Below are 16,957 nucleotides of genomic sequence, written 5' to 3'. Positions count from 1 at the left end.
TGTGATACTATGTGAAAGGAGAAGAAAATCCCTGCAAAACTTCAAAACGTACAGGAGCTTATGGATGAACGTTCGAGGACGCCATTCTTCTGGAAGGTAACGCATGAGAACGAAAATGCAGTTATAAAGAGGCTCTTCCCTGATGCTGGTTATCTTGGAGAAGCAGTCAGGGACAAGGCAGAAGAACTGATTAAGATTCATTCAGAGTAATATCTCCCCGGATTACTTGAAGAAAAGGATAATACTTTTCTTGCCGGACTTGACGACATGAACATACAGTACAGATTTGAAAATCTGCTGAAAACAAGTGTTCCCTATGCCGTTCTTGCAAGATGCGGATATGAAGCAGACGCCTTGACTGACCTCGAAAGCTTAAGAGGACTGTATGAATTCAACAGCATAAAGGCAATGACTGTTCTGGGGGATGCAGTCAGCAGTATCTCAGAGCAGATATTAAGAAATATCGAGAAAACACTCAGAATCGAAAGGAGTAAGAATTATGTGCTGCACTGCTCACGGCAATACTCAGAGAAGACTGTAAATGTTGCGGAACATTGATCAGAAGAATTAATAACGGTCAGGTTTCCATGCTCCTGAACAAGATGATCGAACTGCTGATAAAGATGTAATTTGCTATCCGAGATATACAGTGATTTGTCCAAACATGATTATGAAATTCAATGCTTATGAATAGATTTAATTACGAGCATTGAGATTGTGACAACAGTGTTGTCACAATTCAGAAAGCTGAAAAACTATTTTGATAATTAATGAATAACGCTATTGCTTTTTAATTTGATTTATAGGGATATGAGAATAAGCAGTATTTCTTGTTTTTACAATAAACCAGCAAGTCCGTTCAGAACATGAAAACTGAACGGACTTGCTGGTTTTAGTTATATGTGGAGCAGCATTCACCGGGCTATCGGGAATGCTGTAGAGGAGAGCGGGGATCAGCCGGCGTATTTTGTGACTTTGCGTACTGCTTTTTTCAGTGCTTCTGCTTTGTCGGTGCGTTCCCAGGTGAAATCTGCGTCCGGTCTTCCGAAGTGGCCGTATGCTGATGTTGCGGCGAATACCGGTTTTCTAAGATCAAGGGCACGAATTATGCCGCCAGGGGTAAAGTCGAATATTTCAGTAACTGATGCCTGGATCTCTTCGTCGGTTATCACACCTGTTCCGAATGTGTTTACGTAAACTGATACCGGAGCGGCAACGCCGATGGCGTATGCGAGCTGGATCTCGGCGCGTTTTGCAAGTCCGGCAGCTACGATGTTCTTTGCTGCCCATCTTGCTGCGTAGGCAGCACTTCTGTCCACCTTTGTGGAATCCTTGCCGCTGAATGCACCGCCGCCGTGGTGAGCGGCACCGCCGTATGTGTCAACGATGATTTTGCGTCCGGTAAGACCGCTGTCGCCGACAGGTCCGCCTATTACGAAACGACCTGTTGGGTTTACAAGAATGCGAATATCAGCGGTCAGCCACTTCTTCGGGATGACCGGTACAATAACGTTCTTTATAAGATCAGCACGGAGTTTGTCCTGTGAAACGTCCTCATCGTGCTGTGTTGAAACGAGGATAGTGTCTATTCCAACCGCATTTCCGTCTTCGTAAATAACTGACACCTGAGTTTTTCCGTCCGGGCGGAGATAAGGAAGTGTTCCGTTTTTTCTTACCTCTGCAAGACGGTATGAAAGTCTGTGAGCCAGTGAGATCGGAAGAGGAAGAAGCTCCGGTGTTTCGTTTACGGCATAGCCGAAAATGATGCCCTGGTCTCCGGCACCGATCTCGTCACCGTTTTCTTCTCTTACTTCAAGTGCGGAGTCAACGCCCTGTGCAATGTCAGGTGACTGACGGTCGAGGAGGTTGATTATCTCTGCGGAATGGCCGTCGAAACCGAGTTCTTCGCTGTTGTATCCTATGTCGTTAATGGCGTCACGTACTACCTTTTCCGTGTCGATCTCAGCAGATGAGCTTATCTCGCCTGCGAGTATTACTGTGTTGTTCTTGATAACTGTTTCGGCTGCAACTCTTGCTGCCGGATCCTTTGCAAGATAAGCGTCAAGGATGGAATCGGAGATCCTGTCTGCTACCTTGTCCGGATGTCCTTCTGTTACTGATTCTGATGTGAAAATGTATCTGCTCATTGTAAGTTACCTCTTTCAGATAAAATTAAAAAGGGACGCAGATATTTTTCTGCATCCCCGTGATCTTTAAAGTTTAAGCCGTATACGGCGCGATCATTCTGCGAAAGCAGTGTTTCCCCGATAATCCGTAAATCTTTCTGAAATTAAGCGACAACAGTGACAACATATTTTCATCGTGAAACAACTCCTTCCTTTTTGAAAACACTGATAAACCAGCGCTTTCTTATTACAGTCATTATTGTATCATAACTTTGAAAGGCTGTCTAATTCATAAAAGCTATTACAGACTATAGATTTAACCGATAAACCTATAGGTCACATAGGATATAAGGAATATTAATAACTGGCTATGGTTTTTATGAATTGGACAACACTTAACAGTAAGCTTATAATAGAATCATAGAAGAAAATAACATTCAAAAACCAGTGTATTACCTCCATTAAAAATACACCAGAGATCATGACAGCTTCTTACGGTAACGGAGAAGCTGTTGTTTTGTATGAGAAGGAGCATGTATGACTTTACAGCAGATAAACTACCTGCTTACCATTGCAGAGTGCAGTTCAATGAATAAGGCGGCGGAAAAGCTTTTTATCGCGCAGCCGACTCTGACAGGTGCGGTAAGGGAAGTGGAAAAGGAGATAGGGATATCTGTATTTCACAGAACCCACAGGGGAGTAACTCCTACTGTGGAAGGGGAGGAATTTCTTCTTCGTATAAGAAGAGTATACCAGCAGTACGAAGAGGTCATGGAAAGCTACGGCGACGAAGTAAAATGCCGGAGAAAATTTGCGGTTTCCATGCAGCATTATTCTTTTGCTGTAAACGCTTTTATACGTATGGCAAAGCACTACGACTCGAATCAGTTTGATCTGGCACTTCGCGAGACAAAGACCATTGACGTAATAAATGACGTAAGCACACTCAAAAGCGAGATAGGTATAATATACATCTGCGAGACGAACCAGAGAGTAATAACGAAGCTTTTAAAGGAGCATGAACTTGATTTTACTCCTATCATCGAATGTCCTGCAAGTGTTTATCTTGCAAGATCACATCCGCTTGCGGGTGAAAAGGAGCTGAGCTTTGATCAGCTGGATCCTTATCCCTGTCTTTCATTCGAGCAGGGCGGTGAGACCGATATCTATTTTGCCGAGGAGATCATGATCGAGCACGCATATCAGAAGACGGTCAAGGCGACCGACCGTGCAACGATGATGAACCTTATGGAGGGACTTAACGGTTATACGCTCTGTTCCAGTATTTATTCGGAAAAACTAAGCGGTGACCAGTTTCTTGTCATCCCGTTTAAGTCAGATGAAGACGCACTGAGTACCATGACTATCGGTTATATAACCAAGAAGAACTGGGAACTCAGCAGCATGGGAAGACAGTTTCTTGACGAGATCGAAGCTGTGCTTGGTGAAAGCAGGGAGCTTCACGGCGATACCGTTCAGAGGAGAATATCATAGTTATATAATAAACAGCCGCTCCGGCATGACCGGAGCGGCTGTTTTGCTGACAGTGCGCCGGCGGTATTATACTGCCGGCGGTTTTTGTACCTATAAGTGGTTATAATAAAACCTGATAATTATTGGAAATGATGATAACACTTTCTTGAAAACCTGTATTGGACAGTCTGCGTTTCACGGGTTATAATAGGCTCATACCAAAAAAACAAACACATTACAACACACCGGAGGTCAAACAATGAAATTCAGAAATTTATTCAGAAAAAGCACAGCTTTATTAGCTGCTGCAGTTGTAAGCTCTCTGTTTCTGGCTGGATGTTCCGGGGAAACAGAGATAAACACTGAAACACAGAAATTTAATTCGGGCAGTAAAGAAACTGCGAAAACAGCAAAGAGTGAGCTTGTACCTTTCAAACTCGGCTATCTTCCGTCAACAGGTCATCTGCTTTACTTTGTTGCAAAGGAAGAAGGATTTTTCGAGGAGGAAGGACTTGATGTTTCACTTTCCAATTTTGACGGAAACACTGAAATCGTCATGTCGGTGGAATCAGGAAAACTTGATGCAGCTGCGATAGGCAGTACCTCATGTATAAATTACATTGCACAGGGTGCAAAGCTTCAGATAATAGGCGGGATCATGAAGGAAGGACATGCACTGGTGGTCAAGCCGGAACTTGTCGAAGGCGTTGATCCGAAGGACTACAGTCTTGAACTTCTCAGAGGCAAAACCATTGCCAACGTAAATCTCGGTATTACTGATATTGTTTACAGAAATGTTTTCGAGAATATGGGCTGGGAAATAGGAAAGGACGTTTACTTTGAAAACCTTGAAAGTGCCGGCCTTGAATCACTTCTCAACAACAGTATCGATGCAGTTTCAGTTTACACGCCGTTCCGTGCACTGGCAGAAAAGAAGGGCTACGTGATCATAAACTATTCAGGTCAGAATGAACCGTTCGGCGATCATCCGTGCTGCCGCAATCTTGCTTCGACAGAACTTATTGAACAGCATCCTGAGCGGTATGTTGCCTACCTGAAAGCACTTATAAAGGCGTATAAATTCTATCAGGAAAACGAAGATGAAACGTGTGAGGACATTGCGAAATACTGCGATACTGACATTGATCTGATACGCAGCGAAACATACGGAAAATACATCAGCTCCACTCCAGACCCTGAACTCAAGGCGATCTGGATTTGGTATGACGCACTGCTTAACGGCGGATACATTGAGGAATTTGACCTTGCTGCATCAGTAAACACTGATCTTTACCTTCAGGCTCTGAAGGAGATCTCGGAAGCTGAACCGGACGAGCAGTTCTGGAAAGACCTTCTCAAACATTTTGATGAATTCAATGTTAATTACACACGTGAAGACTATTTCGATATATATGATGATAACTGGAAATTTACCGGAGGTGCAAAATCATGAGCAGAATAAACATAAGAGATCTTTCCGTTGAATACGGAACGAAAAACAAAAGCTTCAAAGCCGTTGACCGCGTAAATCTTGACATTAAAGAAGGCGAGTTTGTCAGCCTTCTCGGTGCGAGCGGATGCGGTAAAAGTACACTCATTTCGACAATAGACGGTCTGCGCAGACCGTCCGGAGGAACTATTTTCATAGACGGTGAACCGATATCAGGAACAGGAAAGGACAGAAGTATAGTTTTTCAGAATTACTCGCTGTTCCCGTGGATGACTGTAAAGAAAAATGTTGAATTCGGTCTGAGACAGCTTCGTCCGGAACTATCGAAAAAGGAAAGAAATGATATTGCTCTGGAATTCGTAGAAAAAGTGGGACTTTCAGAATTCAAAAACAAATATCCGCTAAAACTTTCAGGAGGTCAGCAGCAGCGTGTGGCGATCGCGAGAGCGCTTGCAGTGAATACGCCTATCCTGCTTATGGATGAACCTTTCGGTGCACTTGATACCAAAACAAGAGCATCGCTTCAGGATCTTCTGCTTTCTCTCTGGAGAAGTGAAGAAAAGAAAAAGACAGTCATTTTTGTAACACATGACGTTGATGAGGCCATCTTCCTTTCAGACAGGATAGTGATCATGCAGCCGAATCCGGGACGTATCTACAAGGAGGTAAGTGTTCCGTTTTCAAGACCGCGTATCCGCGAAAACATTACAGATACTGAAGAATATAAGATCTTCAGAAACGAGATCATAAATGCATTCTATGAAGCAGAAAAGGAGGTGGCGTACCATGACACTGAGAAAAAGATTTCTGCGGGTAACTCACCTGTTGTTCGCAGTTTTAATTCTGGTACAGTTTCTGCCGTCGCGGGCGGAAGATAATGAGCATAAGTTTTATCTGATAGCTGCAGCGTCGGCTGCCGAACTTGTATTTCTTGTTCTCTCGGCATTTTCTTCAAAAAAGGATTTCCTCCGTGACTTCGGAAACATTCTTTCAGTCATATTTTTTGTTTTTACTGCATGGACTATACTCGCACCGAAGACACTCATACTCGATCCGCTGATCTTTCCGGCACCGGGTGAAGTGCTGTGGCAGTTCACCGCCGACATAGACAAACTTTCGCAGGGTGCTGCAAGCTCTTTAAAAACAGTTTTCTCGGGATACATTTACGCACTTGTTCTCGGAATACCAATGGGTGTTATACTCGGATCATTTAAAAATATCAGGTCATCAGCCACATACGTAGTGAATTTTGCAGGAGCGATACCTCCTATAGTATTTGTTCCCTATTCAATTGCGCTTCTTCCTTCATTTGATGTTGTATCAAAATTCATTATTTTTCTTTCGGCGTACTGGCCGATAATGAAAGGTACAATTGCAGGAGTATCCAGTGTGGAAAAGGGAATACTGGATACTGCAAGGTCGCTGAGTGTCAGAACGGGCTCGCTGCTTCTGAATGTAATTATTCCTTCTGCACTTCCGAACATTTTTGCAGGTGCTGCACAGGGACTGGGCGTATCTTTCCTGATGCTGACTTCTGCTGAAATGATAGGCGGTCAGTCAGGAATAGGCTACTACGTTCAGTATTATGCGAAATTTGCTGACTACCCGAGAGTTATCCTCGGAATTATAATTCTCGGCATCATCATATGCCTTATATCAGTGCTTTCAGCCGGACTGCAGAAATATTTCCTCAGGTGGAGAAATACCTGACACTGGTAAAAGGCTGATCTGCTCATAAATCAGCAGGGGCACTGTGCTGAAACCGCACAGTCTTCCCGTCTGAAATTCATTATGAAATATAAAAGGTGGTTAAAGTTTTATGTCAACCCGAAAAATAAATTTGTCAATGTCCGAATGCAGCAACCGTGAAATGAGACTCGGTACAATAACATCATGGGACGGTTCTGCTTCTGAACTTCTGAAGGCTTCTGACTATGAAGACAGAAGCGCAAAGAAAACAGATAAATGCTGCGGAAAGCGCGGAAGAGCCTGTCAGCTGTGTGAACTGAACATGCCTTTCAGCCAGGAAACTACCTGTGCACATGCCATGGTAGCATGTCAGATAGGAAATCTCACTGACTGTATTCTTGTTGAACATTCTCCGATAGGATGTTCAGCCCAGCAGCATGGACTCAATGTTTCAATGAATATAGGACTTGCCCGACGACATAAACAGCCGCAGACAATTAGCATTCTCAGCACCAATCTTCTTGAAAATGACATGGTGTTCGGTGCAAGCAATAAACTCAGACAGACTATCCGCGACGCTTACTACAGATACTCGCCGAAAGCGATATTTATTTCGATGGCGTGCTCAACTGCGATCATCGGTGAAGATATCGACAGTATAGCTGATGAACTGCAGAATGAACTCGGAATTGAAGTTATTCCTCTTCACTGTGAGGGCTTCCGTTCAAAGCACTGGAGCACGGGATTTGATATTTCACAGCACGGAATCCTGCGAAGCATAGTTGAGAAAAATCCGAAGAAAAAACAGAAGGACCTTATAAACATAGTTCAGCTCTGGGGAACGGATTACTTCAGCGACATTTTAAAACCGCTCGGACTTCGTGTGAATTATCTCGTTGACATGGCAAGCTACGATGAACTTAAACAGGCAAGTGAAGCCCTGGCGACAACGACTTTCTGCCATACACTTGGTTCCTATATGGCGACTGCACTTGAAGAACATTTCGGTGTTCCTCAGATAAACGCACCTCAGCCATACGGGATAGCAGCAACGGACGAATGGCTGCGTGCGATAGCAAAGGTGGCCGGCAAAGAGGACATCGTTGAGGAATATATAGAAAGCGAGCACCGGAGAATACAGCCGGAACTCGATGCACTGCGTGAAAAACTGAAAGGCCTGTACGGTTTCGTTATGACCGGTTCAGCCTATGCACACGGTCTTACTTCAGTTCTCAAGGAACTCGGAGTGGGTGTTGACGGTTCCATAGTATTTCACCACGATCCTGTTTATGACAGCGGAAATGAACATCAGAACACACTGAAATTCTTAGTCGACAATTACGGCGACATTCCTTACTTCACCGTCAGCAAGACACAGCCTTTCCAGCTCCCGGCCATACTGAAGCGTTCGAAGGCAGACTTTGTTATCATCCGTCACGGCGGTCTGGCCACAATAGCAGCAAAGCTCGGCATACCGTCGCTTGCTATGGGCGATGAAAGCATTCCGATCGGTTATGACGGAATCATCAGAACCGGAAAGATCATTCTTAATATTATCGCAAGAAAACGTTTTGACAGAATACTTGCACGGCATACGGAACTGGGATATACAGACTGGTGGTTAAGTCAGGAAGATCCTTTTATCCTTGCAAGGCATCCTGAATTACTTGATGAAGAAGATAAAGCGGTGATCCATACGGAAAAAGAAAACAAATCAGTGATCCATACAGAAAATAAAGCAGAAGGAGAAAAAGAAGTTGGCTGACAATATCAAAAGAACAAACACAATAACACATCCGCGTTACGGCTGTGCGATAGGAGCGGTATTTTCCGTTGCTGCTATACCGGGAGCAGTTCCGATAGCAAACTGCGGTCCGGGCTGTGTCGGAAAACAGGCCGGTATCATTACGACCGCTTCACAGGGATCAGTGTATCCCGCAGCAGGGAATATTCCAAGTGTGAACCTCGGAGAAAATGAGGTGGTGTTCGGAGGAGCTAAAAAGCTTGACACACTTGTAAAATCCACGCTGAAGATCATGAAAGGTGATCTGTTTGTAATACTGACCGGATGTTCAGGTGAACTTGTCGGCGATGATGTTGATTCCGTAGTGCGTAAATACAGGAATAAGGGCTATAACATCGTAAATGCTTCGACAGCAGGGTTCAAGGGTAATAATCTTTACGGACATGAACAGATCTCGATAGCGATCATAGATCAGTTTGTGGGAGACTTTAAGGGCAGGAAACGTAAAAAGCTTATTAATCTCTGGTTCGAGACACCGTATTTCGATCCGTTCTGGAGAGGTGATTATTCTGAGATAAAGCGTGTTCTTGAAGGTGCAGGATTTGAAGTCAATATTCTTTTCGGATCGCTCAGCAAGGGAAGTGAAAGCTGGAAGAACATCCCGAAGGCGGCTTTCAATCTGCTGATTTCTCCGTGGGTCGGACTTAAAACAGTTAAACATCTCGAAAAGAAATACGGTCAGAAATATCTGCACATTCCGGTCATCCCGATTGGTGAGGAAGCAACAACTGAATTTCTGCGCAAGGTGGTGGAATTCGCCGGCATCGAAAAATCAAAGTCGGAGAACTTCATTAAAGAGGAAGCAAAGCAGTATTATGATTTCATTGAACATTTTTCAGCTTTCTTCTCGCAGTACTGGTTCGGACTTCCGTCGAAGTTTGCGGTTGTAGGTGACAGTACATACAATACGGCACTTACAAAGTTCCTTTCTGACCAGCTCGGACTTGTGCCGCTAAAGAACATAATTACTGATAACCCTCCGGAAAAGTACCGTGAAAGCATACGCGATGTATATCATAATCTTACGGAAGACGGTTTGTCGGTCGAGCCGGATTTTGAAACGGACGGCTACTGGATCGAAAAACAGCTGAAGGAAACTGATTTCGGAACAGAGATAGGTGTGATCTTCGGAAGCTCCTGGGAGAAGCAGCTTGCTAAAGATAAGGGACTCACTCTTATCGAAACCTCAGCTCCTTCAGCAAATGAAGTTGTACTGAACAGAAGCTATGTCGGCTACCGTGGTGCACTGACACTTATCGAAAAAGTCTATACTGCGGCAATGGGCAGCAGATGATCAATAAAAATAAACCGTCACCGTAACGTAAACGGTGACGGTCCTTTGATATCTATACATAAATATCAGCCGGTATGCAGGATGCAGACATGATCTGCTGATTCCTGAGACTATGTAAAAGATCATATAGCAGATGTAAAAAAACAGCTCTGCAAATGAGCAGAGCTGCATATATTTATATTAACCTCTGACAACTTCAGAGTATATTTTTTCAAGCAGTGTAAGAGCACCGCGATATCCGTAGTAAGTACGGTTGAGAACAACTTCAAAGTTGTTCGGTGTTCCGACCGGAACGAAAAGACCGTTATGTTTTCTTACCACGTCAAGGTCCCAGCTTGTTGCAAGGAAGAGCGGCTTGCCGAAACCGTAGTCGGCTTCGTCGAATTCCTTTTCTATTGTGTATCCGTCCTCGATGAAATCAACGTCAATGCTCGTGTCATTGGAAATGTTTCTAAACTCCTCAGCGATCGCTTCGCGGTATTTCTGAGGGGTATTGTCCGAAATGATCACCTTTGCAGGAATAAGACCTATCTGATCTGTCAGGAACTTTGAGATGCCGAGTGTGGTCTGGGCATCTGCAGCAATGAGAAAACGAGCCGGCAGGCCGAACCAGTATTCTGAAATGAATTCGGAAATATGTTCGTAGTAGTAGTAATAATCAGCAGTTTCCTTTGCAATGAATTTTTCAGCCTTTTTATTGTCGATTCCCGCAAATTCAACTACCTTTCTTATGAAAGCAGTCGTTTCCTTTTCACCGACCGGTACTACAGGAATGTGGAGGTACGGCTGGCCGTATTTTTCTTCAAGGAGTTCGGCAGTACTTAAACCTACCCATGGTGAGACTACCAGGTTGAACTGTGCTTTCGGGATCTTCTTCCAGCTCTTTACACCTTCGGAATCTGTTCCGAAAAGAACGTTGACCTTTAATCCGGCACCTTCGAGTATTCTTTTAAGCTCGCTGTAATTGCCTTTCCAGTTCGTATCGAAGTACGGAATGTCGGCCCACAGGTTTACAAGTCCTTTTGTTTTTTCGGTTTTTACATCCCCGACATACTGCTCGATGATAGCTTTTACAACTGATTCGTGACCTATAAGATTGTTGCCGCGGAATCCGGCAGCGTCGGCGAATACGACCGGATAGCCTTCCTTTTTGTATTTTCTTACTATTGCTCCTACGTCATCACCGATAAGTGAAGGTGCACATCCGGTGAGTACTACGAAAAGATCACCGTCCATTATTTTGAATGCGGATTTCAGTGTCGATTCAAGTTTTTTGCTTCCGCCGAAAACTATTTCATTTTCACCGGTGTTTACACTCGGCACTGCACCGCCGCCGGCGTAGTCAGCGCCCTGGAATCCGTTGCTGAAGGAAAGTGTGATAAACTGCTTGTCAGCACATCCCGGTCCGCAGTTTGCGATCGGTATCGCACGCCTGATCGCGTTTACTGTATTTACTGCACCAATGGCACAGCCGTATCTTGCATGAGTTATACTTGATGATTTCTTCTTTTTATTTTCAGCCATTTTTCTTTCCACTCCGTTTTTTCTTTTTTGCCGTGAATCTGTCCGGTGCTTCGTCGATTATTTCAGGATGCTTTGCAATTATGAAAGGATCCTCCTGTGAAAGCCACCAGTCAGTGTAAGGAAGTTTTACGTGTTCCTTAAGAGCTTTACCGAATTTCTTTCTTGAAAGAATTTCAAGGATCGCTTCACCGAGTCTTATCATTCCGTCGTAGCCGACTGTCATGTGTTCGTCGCCGACAGGAAGTGACGGAATTCCCATTCTTATAGCCACCGGTGCGATCGCGTTGTGTCTTATAACTATAAAGTCAGGCTGCACACGCTTTAAAAGTCCGAAAAGCTGGAACTGCTGAGTTTTGCTGACAGTGTAGTCCGGTATTTCACCGTATGTGTCGTTTATATGTTTGAGTGAGTTTTCATTCGGGTCACCGCTGTCGTAAACAGGGTCATGATGGAAAACAAGCGAACCGTCGATTTGTATTCCGAGTTCTCTCAGAACCGAGATAACAGCATGAGCGTAAGCTGAACCTGTTGCAACATATCCCTTGAGGCCTTTCAGTTTTTCACGGAGTTCGTTTATTTTCGGTAGAACTCTTTCGTGTTCCGATTTTATGTAGTCTTCGATGATGTCTTCCCTGCCTGTAACTCTGGCAACTGCCCTGAGCCATTCGTCCGTACCCTTGAATCCGTACGGCATTGGTGCGTGGATCTGCGGAACACCGAATTTTTCTTCAAGTACTGTTGCAAAATATGAGCCGAGTGTGTGGCAGAATGTCGTTGTAGCTGCTGCTTCTGAACTCTGTGCTATTCCGTCATAGTCTGCACCGTCGATTATGTAGTTGACTCTGAGTCCCAGAGGCTTTAACAGAGGAGTGAAATAATCGGAGCCGTAGAGAGCGAAAATATTGATAAGATCCTTCTGCTTCTTTTCCGGCTTTTTCTTTACAATGCTTCTGAGTACTGCATGCTGTGCAATGTCGAAGCCAGTGCTCCAGTGCTTGCTGCGGAAGCCTTCACATTCGAGCGGGATCACCGGTATTCCGAGTTCTTCCTGAAGTTCGGAAGAAGTACTTACAATGTCCTCACCGATGATCGCCGTTGTACAGGCAAGTGCGACGAAGATTGCTTTCGGCGAGTAGCGTTCATATGCCTCACGGATGGTTTTCTTAAGTTTTGCTGTTGCACCGAAAACCATGTCGTTTTCCTGAAGATTTGTGCTTAAAACTCTTATTGTCTGAGGTTCCTTGCCTCGTCTTGCAAGAGTCTGGTTGTAGGTGATGTTTATTCTCGGAAGACGTGCTGAACATCCGATAGGGGAGTGTTCAACAAGTACGCAGTCCGTAATGTTTGAAACCTGTGTCTCTATTATTGCGTGGCAGCACATTGTCTGCTGTGTAAAAGGAAGATTCAGTTCGCAGAGCTTACATCCTTCACCCTTTTTTCCGCAGCAGCCGCCTTTTCCGGAGTTCTTTTCACTTCTTCCTTCGTAGTCTGATTCTTTGAGAAGGTCGCCTGTTGTACCGTTCCATGAAATGATAGTACCAAGTCTCAGTTCGCGGTTTTTCCACCGAAGGGAGATCAAGGTTGATTCTTTTGGTAGCCATAATGATTTTCCTTTCATATTAGTTTAACCTATAACACTTATATATTTTATAGTATTACCTGATGTTTGTCCAATATTGAATTATTAGTAAAGGGTATAGGGAAAACTAAGTACTTAGTGAAGCGCTGATTTATTCTTAAATCAGCGCAGGGGTACGGGGCGAAGCCGGATTTGCGATTAAATCAATGTTCCCTTAGCAGAACAAAAAACAGGCACGCTGTTTCGTAAATAAAACGGCATGCCTGTTTTCTTTATTGCTTTTTCATTACTGGTATTTATCAAAATGTTCCTTAAGTGATTTGTAAATGGCATCATCAGGATTTTCCTTCAGAATGCTGCTTAGTGCTTCGTCATATATTTCAGTATTTATGTGTGATTCTATGTCAAAATCCTTGTAAATGCCGACGTCAACTGCGCGGTCCTTTACGTTTATCGTTGCAAGGCGGTCCGGGTCAGGATTGGATGAACTGAATCCGCCGTAAACTTCAACTTTAATGTCGTCTTCTTCAATGTTGATGTACTTCTTTACGTCTTCAATTGTTTCAGCTTCGTTTTCCTGATAGAACTTATACGCTTTTATCATAGCTCTTTCAAACGCAACATAAGTGTCCTTGTCGTTTTTAAGATCTTCCGTTTTTGCAGTCTGACGGCAGCACGGAATGTTTTCGAAAATGTCAAAGTCCACATCGTAGTAGACCAGCGAATATCCCTGGCGCTGTCCGAGAGATGCATACGGTGAGTAAACGTGTGTTGCGTCAATATTGTCGTTGAGAAGTGCGGCGTATGAGTCTTTCTGTGAATCAAAGTAGATTATGTTCACCTTGTCAGGACCTTCACCGATCTCAATTCCTTTGTCCTTCAGAAGAATCTGGAGTTCAAGATCGTCCGTGGAGTTCTTTGTTACGGCAACGTTTTTGCCCTTCAGCATATTTACGTCTCCGCGTTCAAATCCCTTTGCCTTTTCCGGTTTGATGATGTAGCCGTGGCCGTTTGTCATGGCACCGCCGAAGTATGTTATGTCGTGCCCGCTGCTCTGAAAGGCCATTCCGCCGAATGCACCGAGCAGTATTGCATCGAGCTTGTCTGATTCAAGGCTGTTTACCAGTTCTGTCGAACTTGTCAGCTGTGTAAGTGTTACGTCGAGTCCCTCTTCGTCGAAGAAGCCTTCCTCCTTTGCGACGAATCCGAGAAGATGTGCTGTGGAGTTAAGATGTCCCAGATTGAACTTTTTCTTCTCCGTGTTCTGCTCTGCTGCATTTTCTGAAGATGAAGAACATCCGGTGAAGGCTGTCAGAGCGACTGTCAGTGCAAGGGCACCGGAGAGTATTTTTTCTGTAATTTTCAATTTTATCAGTTCCTTTTTATATTTTTGATCCGGATCATGTTTCTATTTTAACTGCTTGTATTTTGTTTGTCCAATACCAAATTGATATTAAGCATTATAGATTTTTCCGAGATGCAGCACTGTTTTGCCCCGAAATGCTGATCTGTTCAGATACAGCTTCATGATCTTCGGGCAGATCCGGTATTCTGATCAAACTGTCACAGGTCTGCAGCGAGGGCAGTAATATAGTATAGAAATAAGAAAGACAGACAGCTATCGGCTTTTCCTAGAACACTATCTCGGAAACCTGTATTGGACAAAACCTATAGGCTTAGTGTATAATCAAACCATACCAATCAAAAAGGAGCGATATAATGACATACAGGTTAGCAATTGCCTCATCGGACGGCAAGGTCGTAAACCAGCATTTTGGTCATGCTGACAGGTTTTACATAGTTGACCTTGATACGGAAAACAACACCTGTAATTATGTTGATACGCGAAATTCAGAACGCGTATGTGAAGGACAGTTCCACCGCGAATCTTCATTTGACAGGGTGGCAGATGTACTTAAGGATGTTCAGGCAATACTTGTTGCAAAGATAGGCGAGGGAGCATCAGCTCAGATGGAAAGCCGCGGATTTACAGTATATGAATCTCCGTTTCTCATTGAGCCGCTTCTGGAAAAGATATTAAGTGACAGACTGTGGGAGGTGGACAGATGGCGATCCCCTACGAAGAGCTGACAACAAAACACCCCTGCTACGCAAGGGGAAAGAAAGGATCCACAGGAAGAATACATCTTCCGGTCTGTCCTACATGTAATATAGAATGCCGTTTCTGTGACAGACGTATAAATGACTACGAACAGCGTCCCGGAGTTGCTTCGGCGGTGATCACACCGGATGAGGCGGTGGAGGCAGTAAGTAAATCACTGGAACTCTGTCCGGAAATAAAGGTCGCAGGCATTGCCGGACCGGGTGATACTCTGGCTTCAGACTACGCACTTGAAACCTTCAGACTTATAGGAAACAGATTTCCCGGACTTGTAAAGTGCATGAGCACAAACGGCCTTCTGCTTTCTGAAAGAGCGGATGACGTAATAAGTGCCGGTGTGGATTCACTTACAGTCACAGTAAATGCGGTCGATCCTGAGATCAGTGCAAAACTCAACAGGGGAATACTCTGGCACGGCAGGCACTACACGGGAACGGAAGCAGCTGAGATCCTCATAAAAAATCAGCTTGAAGGCATAAGGAAAATCAGTGTTGCGGGCATAACGGTCAAGGTAAACACGGTGCTTGTCATCGGGATAAACGATGAACACATTGAAGACATCGCCCGCACAGTGAAAGAAGCGGGAGCATCCATTTACAATATAATCCCGCTCATTCCTCAGTATGAACTTAAGGATTATCCTGAACCGTCCTGTGTTCAGATAGATGCTGCAAGAACGAAGGCACAGAAATATATTGATGTATTCCGTCACTGCCAGCGCTGCCGCGCGGATGCAATAGGCGTTCCCGGCGAAAAGGATTTCGGTGACCAGATATATCTCAAACGTATAGCCCATAAGGATACGTTCTCACACGGATAAAGTCATCTCCGTTAAGCAGGGACAGATCCCTGCAGCTGTGCCGCCGCATACTCTGCTCGCGGCGGTACAGTATCTTTTTAATGAGCAGACAGGAAACAGTGTCAGCGGTGAATTCCCTGCACTGATAACGTGAAAAATCAGTTTTACGAAACGATAAATAATGAAAGGTGAAATAATACAATGGCTAAAGAAATAAGACAGATCGCTATCTACGGTAAAGGCGGTATCGGCAAATCAACAACTACACAGAACCTTACAGCAGGACTCGTCGAAAGAGGCAACAAGGTAATGGTGGTGGGATGTGACCCGAAGGCCGACTCCACACGACTTCTTCTCGGCGGACTTGCGCAGAAGACGGTTCTCGATACACTCCGTGAAAACGGTGATGACATAGAACTTGAAGATATCATCAAGGAAGGCTACGGCGGAACGCTCTGCGTTGAATCAGGCGGACCGGAACCGGGTGTAGGATGTGCAGGACGAGGCATCATTACATCAATAGGACTTCTCGAAAGCCTCGGAGCTTACACTGATGATCTTGACTATGTTTTCTATGACGTTCTCGGTGACGTTGTCTGTGGAGGCTTCGCAATGCCGATCCGTGAGGGCAAGGCCAAGGAGATCTACATAGTAGCCAGCGGTGAGATGATGGCGCTTTATGCAGCGAACAATATCTCAAAGGGTATTGCACGCTATGCGACACAGGGCGGAGTACGTCTTGGCGGTATCATATGCAACAGCCGTAACGTTGACCGTGAACGTGAGCTTGTTGAAGCATTCGCAAAGGAACTCGGAACGCAGCTCATCCACTTCGTACCGCGTGACAACGAAGTACAGCGCGCCGAGATCCACAGAAAGACCGTTATTGATCATAATCCGAAGGCAAAGCAGGCTGACGAGTACCGTGAACTTGCACGCAGAATAGAGGAAAACACAAGCTTTGTCATTCCGAAACCGCTTTCAGCCGAACGCCTGGAGGAGATTCTCTTTGAATACGGACTGATGGATAATATCAAGGACAACTACGTAATCTGATCAAGGCAATTTCCATAAATGCAAATCATATAGATCAAAGA

General features: G+C 44.6%; 14 protein-coding genes and 1 pseudogene. 11 read left to right on the top strand and 4 right to left on the bottom strand.

What is annotated here, in order from left to right; translation table 11 throughout:
* The first annotated feature begins 60 nt into the window (after positions 1 to 60).
* Both CC97_RS20140 and CC97_RS09385 read left to right on the top strand, forming a co-directional pair.
* The gene (locus CC97_RS20140; protein WP_156036854.1) at positions 61 to 210 is read left to right on the top strand and encodes a hypothetical protein; all 150 of its coding nucleotides are present in this window, start codon (positions 61 to 63) and stop codon (positions 208 to 210) included.
* Between the two features lie 57 nt (positions 211 to 267).
* Complete coding sequence (locus CC97_RS09385; protein WP_044974751.1) at positions 268 to 558, top strand: hypothetical protein; 291 nt, start codon at positions 268 to 270, stop codon at positions 556 to 558.
* A gap of 395 nt (positions 559 to 953) precedes the next feature.
* Here the strand turns inward: CC97_RS09385 and metK are convergent, their stop codons facing one another.
* Positions 954 to 2,147 (bottom strand): methionine adenosyltransferase, encoded by a 1,194-nt coding sequence (gene metK / locus CC97_RS09380; protein WP_044974750.1) that lies wholly within the window; start codon positions 2,145 to 2,147, stop codon positions 954 to 956.
* A 516-nt stretch (positions 2,148 to 2,663) separates the two neighbouring features.
* Here metK and CC97_RS09375 point away from each other — a divergent pair.
* The 6 genes from CC97_RS09375 to CC97_RS09350 all read left to right on the top strand — a co-directional run bounded on the left by CC97_RS09375 (position 2,664) and on the right by CC97_RS09350 (position 9,836).
* Entirely contained in the window at positions 2,664 to 3,620 is a 957-nt protein-coding gene (locus CC97_RS09375) for a LysR family transcriptional regulator (protein WP_044974749.1), read from the top strand.
* 238 nt (positions 3,621 to 3,858) lie between these two features.
* Positions 3,859 to 5,052 (top strand): ABC transporter substrate-binding protein, encoded by a 1,194-nt coding sequence (locus tag CC97_RS09370; RefSeq protein ID WP_044974748.1) that lies wholly within the window; start codon positions 3,859 to 3,861, stop codon positions 5,050 to 5,052.
* A complete protein-coding gene (locus CC97_RS09365) occupies positions 5,049 to 5,927 on the top strand; it encodes an ABC transporter ATP-binding protein (protein ID WP_081850061.1) in 879 nt (292 codons plus the stop codon). Before CC97_RS09370 ends, CC97_RS09365 begins: the two co-directional genes overlap by 4 nt.
* Complete coding sequence (locus tag CC97_RS09360; protein WP_197021852.1) at positions 5,836 to 6,759, top strand: ABC transporter permease subunit; 924 nt, start codon at positions 5,836 to 5,838, stop codon at positions 6,757 to 6,759. Before CC97_RS09365 ends, CC97_RS09360 begins: the two co-directional genes overlap by 92 nt.
* Positions 6,760 to 6,868: 109 nt before the next feature.
* Positions 6,869 to 8,503, top strand: coding sequence for a nitrogenase component 1 (locus tag CC97_RS09355; RefSeq protein WP_044974747.1), 1,635 nt, complete (start codon positions 6,869 to 6,871; stop codon positions 8,501 to 8,503).
* Positions 8,496 to 9,836: a nitrogenase component 1 gene (locus tag CC97_RS09350; protein ID WP_044974746.1), complete on the top strand. Its 1,341-nt coding sequence runs from the start codon at positions 8,496 to 8,498 to the stop codon at positions 9,834 to 9,836. Before CC97_RS09355 ends, CC97_RS09350 begins: the two co-directional genes overlap by 8 nt.
* A 180-nt stretch (positions 9,837 to 10,016) precedes the next feature.
* Here CC97_RS09350 and CC97_RS09345 read toward each other — a convergent pair whose 3' ends face one another.
* From CC97_RS09345 to CC97_RS09335, 3 genes and pseudogenes are all read right to left on the bottom strand, one after another.
* Positions 10,017 to 11,360, bottom strand: a complete 1,344-nt coding sequence (locus tag CC97_RS09345; protein WP_044974745.1) for a nitrogenase component 1 — start codon at positions 11,358 to 11,360, stop codon at positions 10,017 to 10,019.
* Positions 11,353 to 12,961 (bottom strand): annotated as a pseudogene (locus CC97_RS09340) (nitrogenase component 1). Before CC97_RS09340 ends, CC97_RS09345 begins: the two are co-directional and overlap by 8 nt.
* A gap of 264 nt (positions 12,962 to 13,225) precedes the next feature.
* A complete protein-coding gene (locus CC97_RS09335; protein WP_044974744.1) occupies positions 13,226 to 14,305 on the bottom strand; it encodes an ABC transporter substrate-binding protein in 1,080 nt (359 codons plus the stop codon).
* Between the two features lie 353 nt (positions 14,306 to 14,658).
* Here CC97_RS09335 and CC97_RS09330 point away from each other — a divergent pair, with 353 nt between their 5' ends.
* The 3 genes from CC97_RS09330 to nifH all read left to right on the top strand — a co-directional run bounded on the left by CC97_RS09330 (position 14,659) and on the right by nifH (position 16,916).
* A complete protein-coding gene (locus tag CC97_RS09330; protein WP_044974743.1) occupies positions 14,659 to 15,030 on the top strand; it encodes a NifB/NifX family molybdenum-iron cluster-binding protein in 372 nt (123 codons plus the stop codon).
* On the top strand, positions 15,006 to 15,881 hold the full coding sequence (locus tag CC97_RS09325) for a radical SAM protein (protein WP_044974742.1): 876 nt from the start codon (positions 15,006 to 15,008) through the stop codon (positions 15,879 to 15,881). Before CC97_RS09330 ends, CC97_RS09325 begins: the two co-directional genes overlap by 25 nt.
* Before the next feature lie 180 nt (positions 15,882 to 16,061).
* Positions 16,062 to 16,916: a nitrogenase iron protein gene (gene nifH, locus CC97_RS09320; protein WP_044974741.1), complete on the top strand. Its 855-nt coding sequence runs from the start codon at positions 16,062 to 16,064 to the stop codon at positions 16,914 to 16,916.
* The last annotated feature ends 41 nt before the right edge of the window (positions 16,917 to 16,957 follow it).

Origin of the sequence: Ruminococcus sp. HUN007 (assembly GCF_000712055.1) — a bacterium.
In the GTDB taxonomy this organism is placed as follows: domain Bacteria; phylum Bacillota; class Clostridia; order Oscillospirales; family Ruminococcaceae; genus HUN007.
The sequence above is the reverse complement of the archived record's forward strand: the minus strand, read 5'-3'. Positions and strand labels throughout refer to the sequence as shown.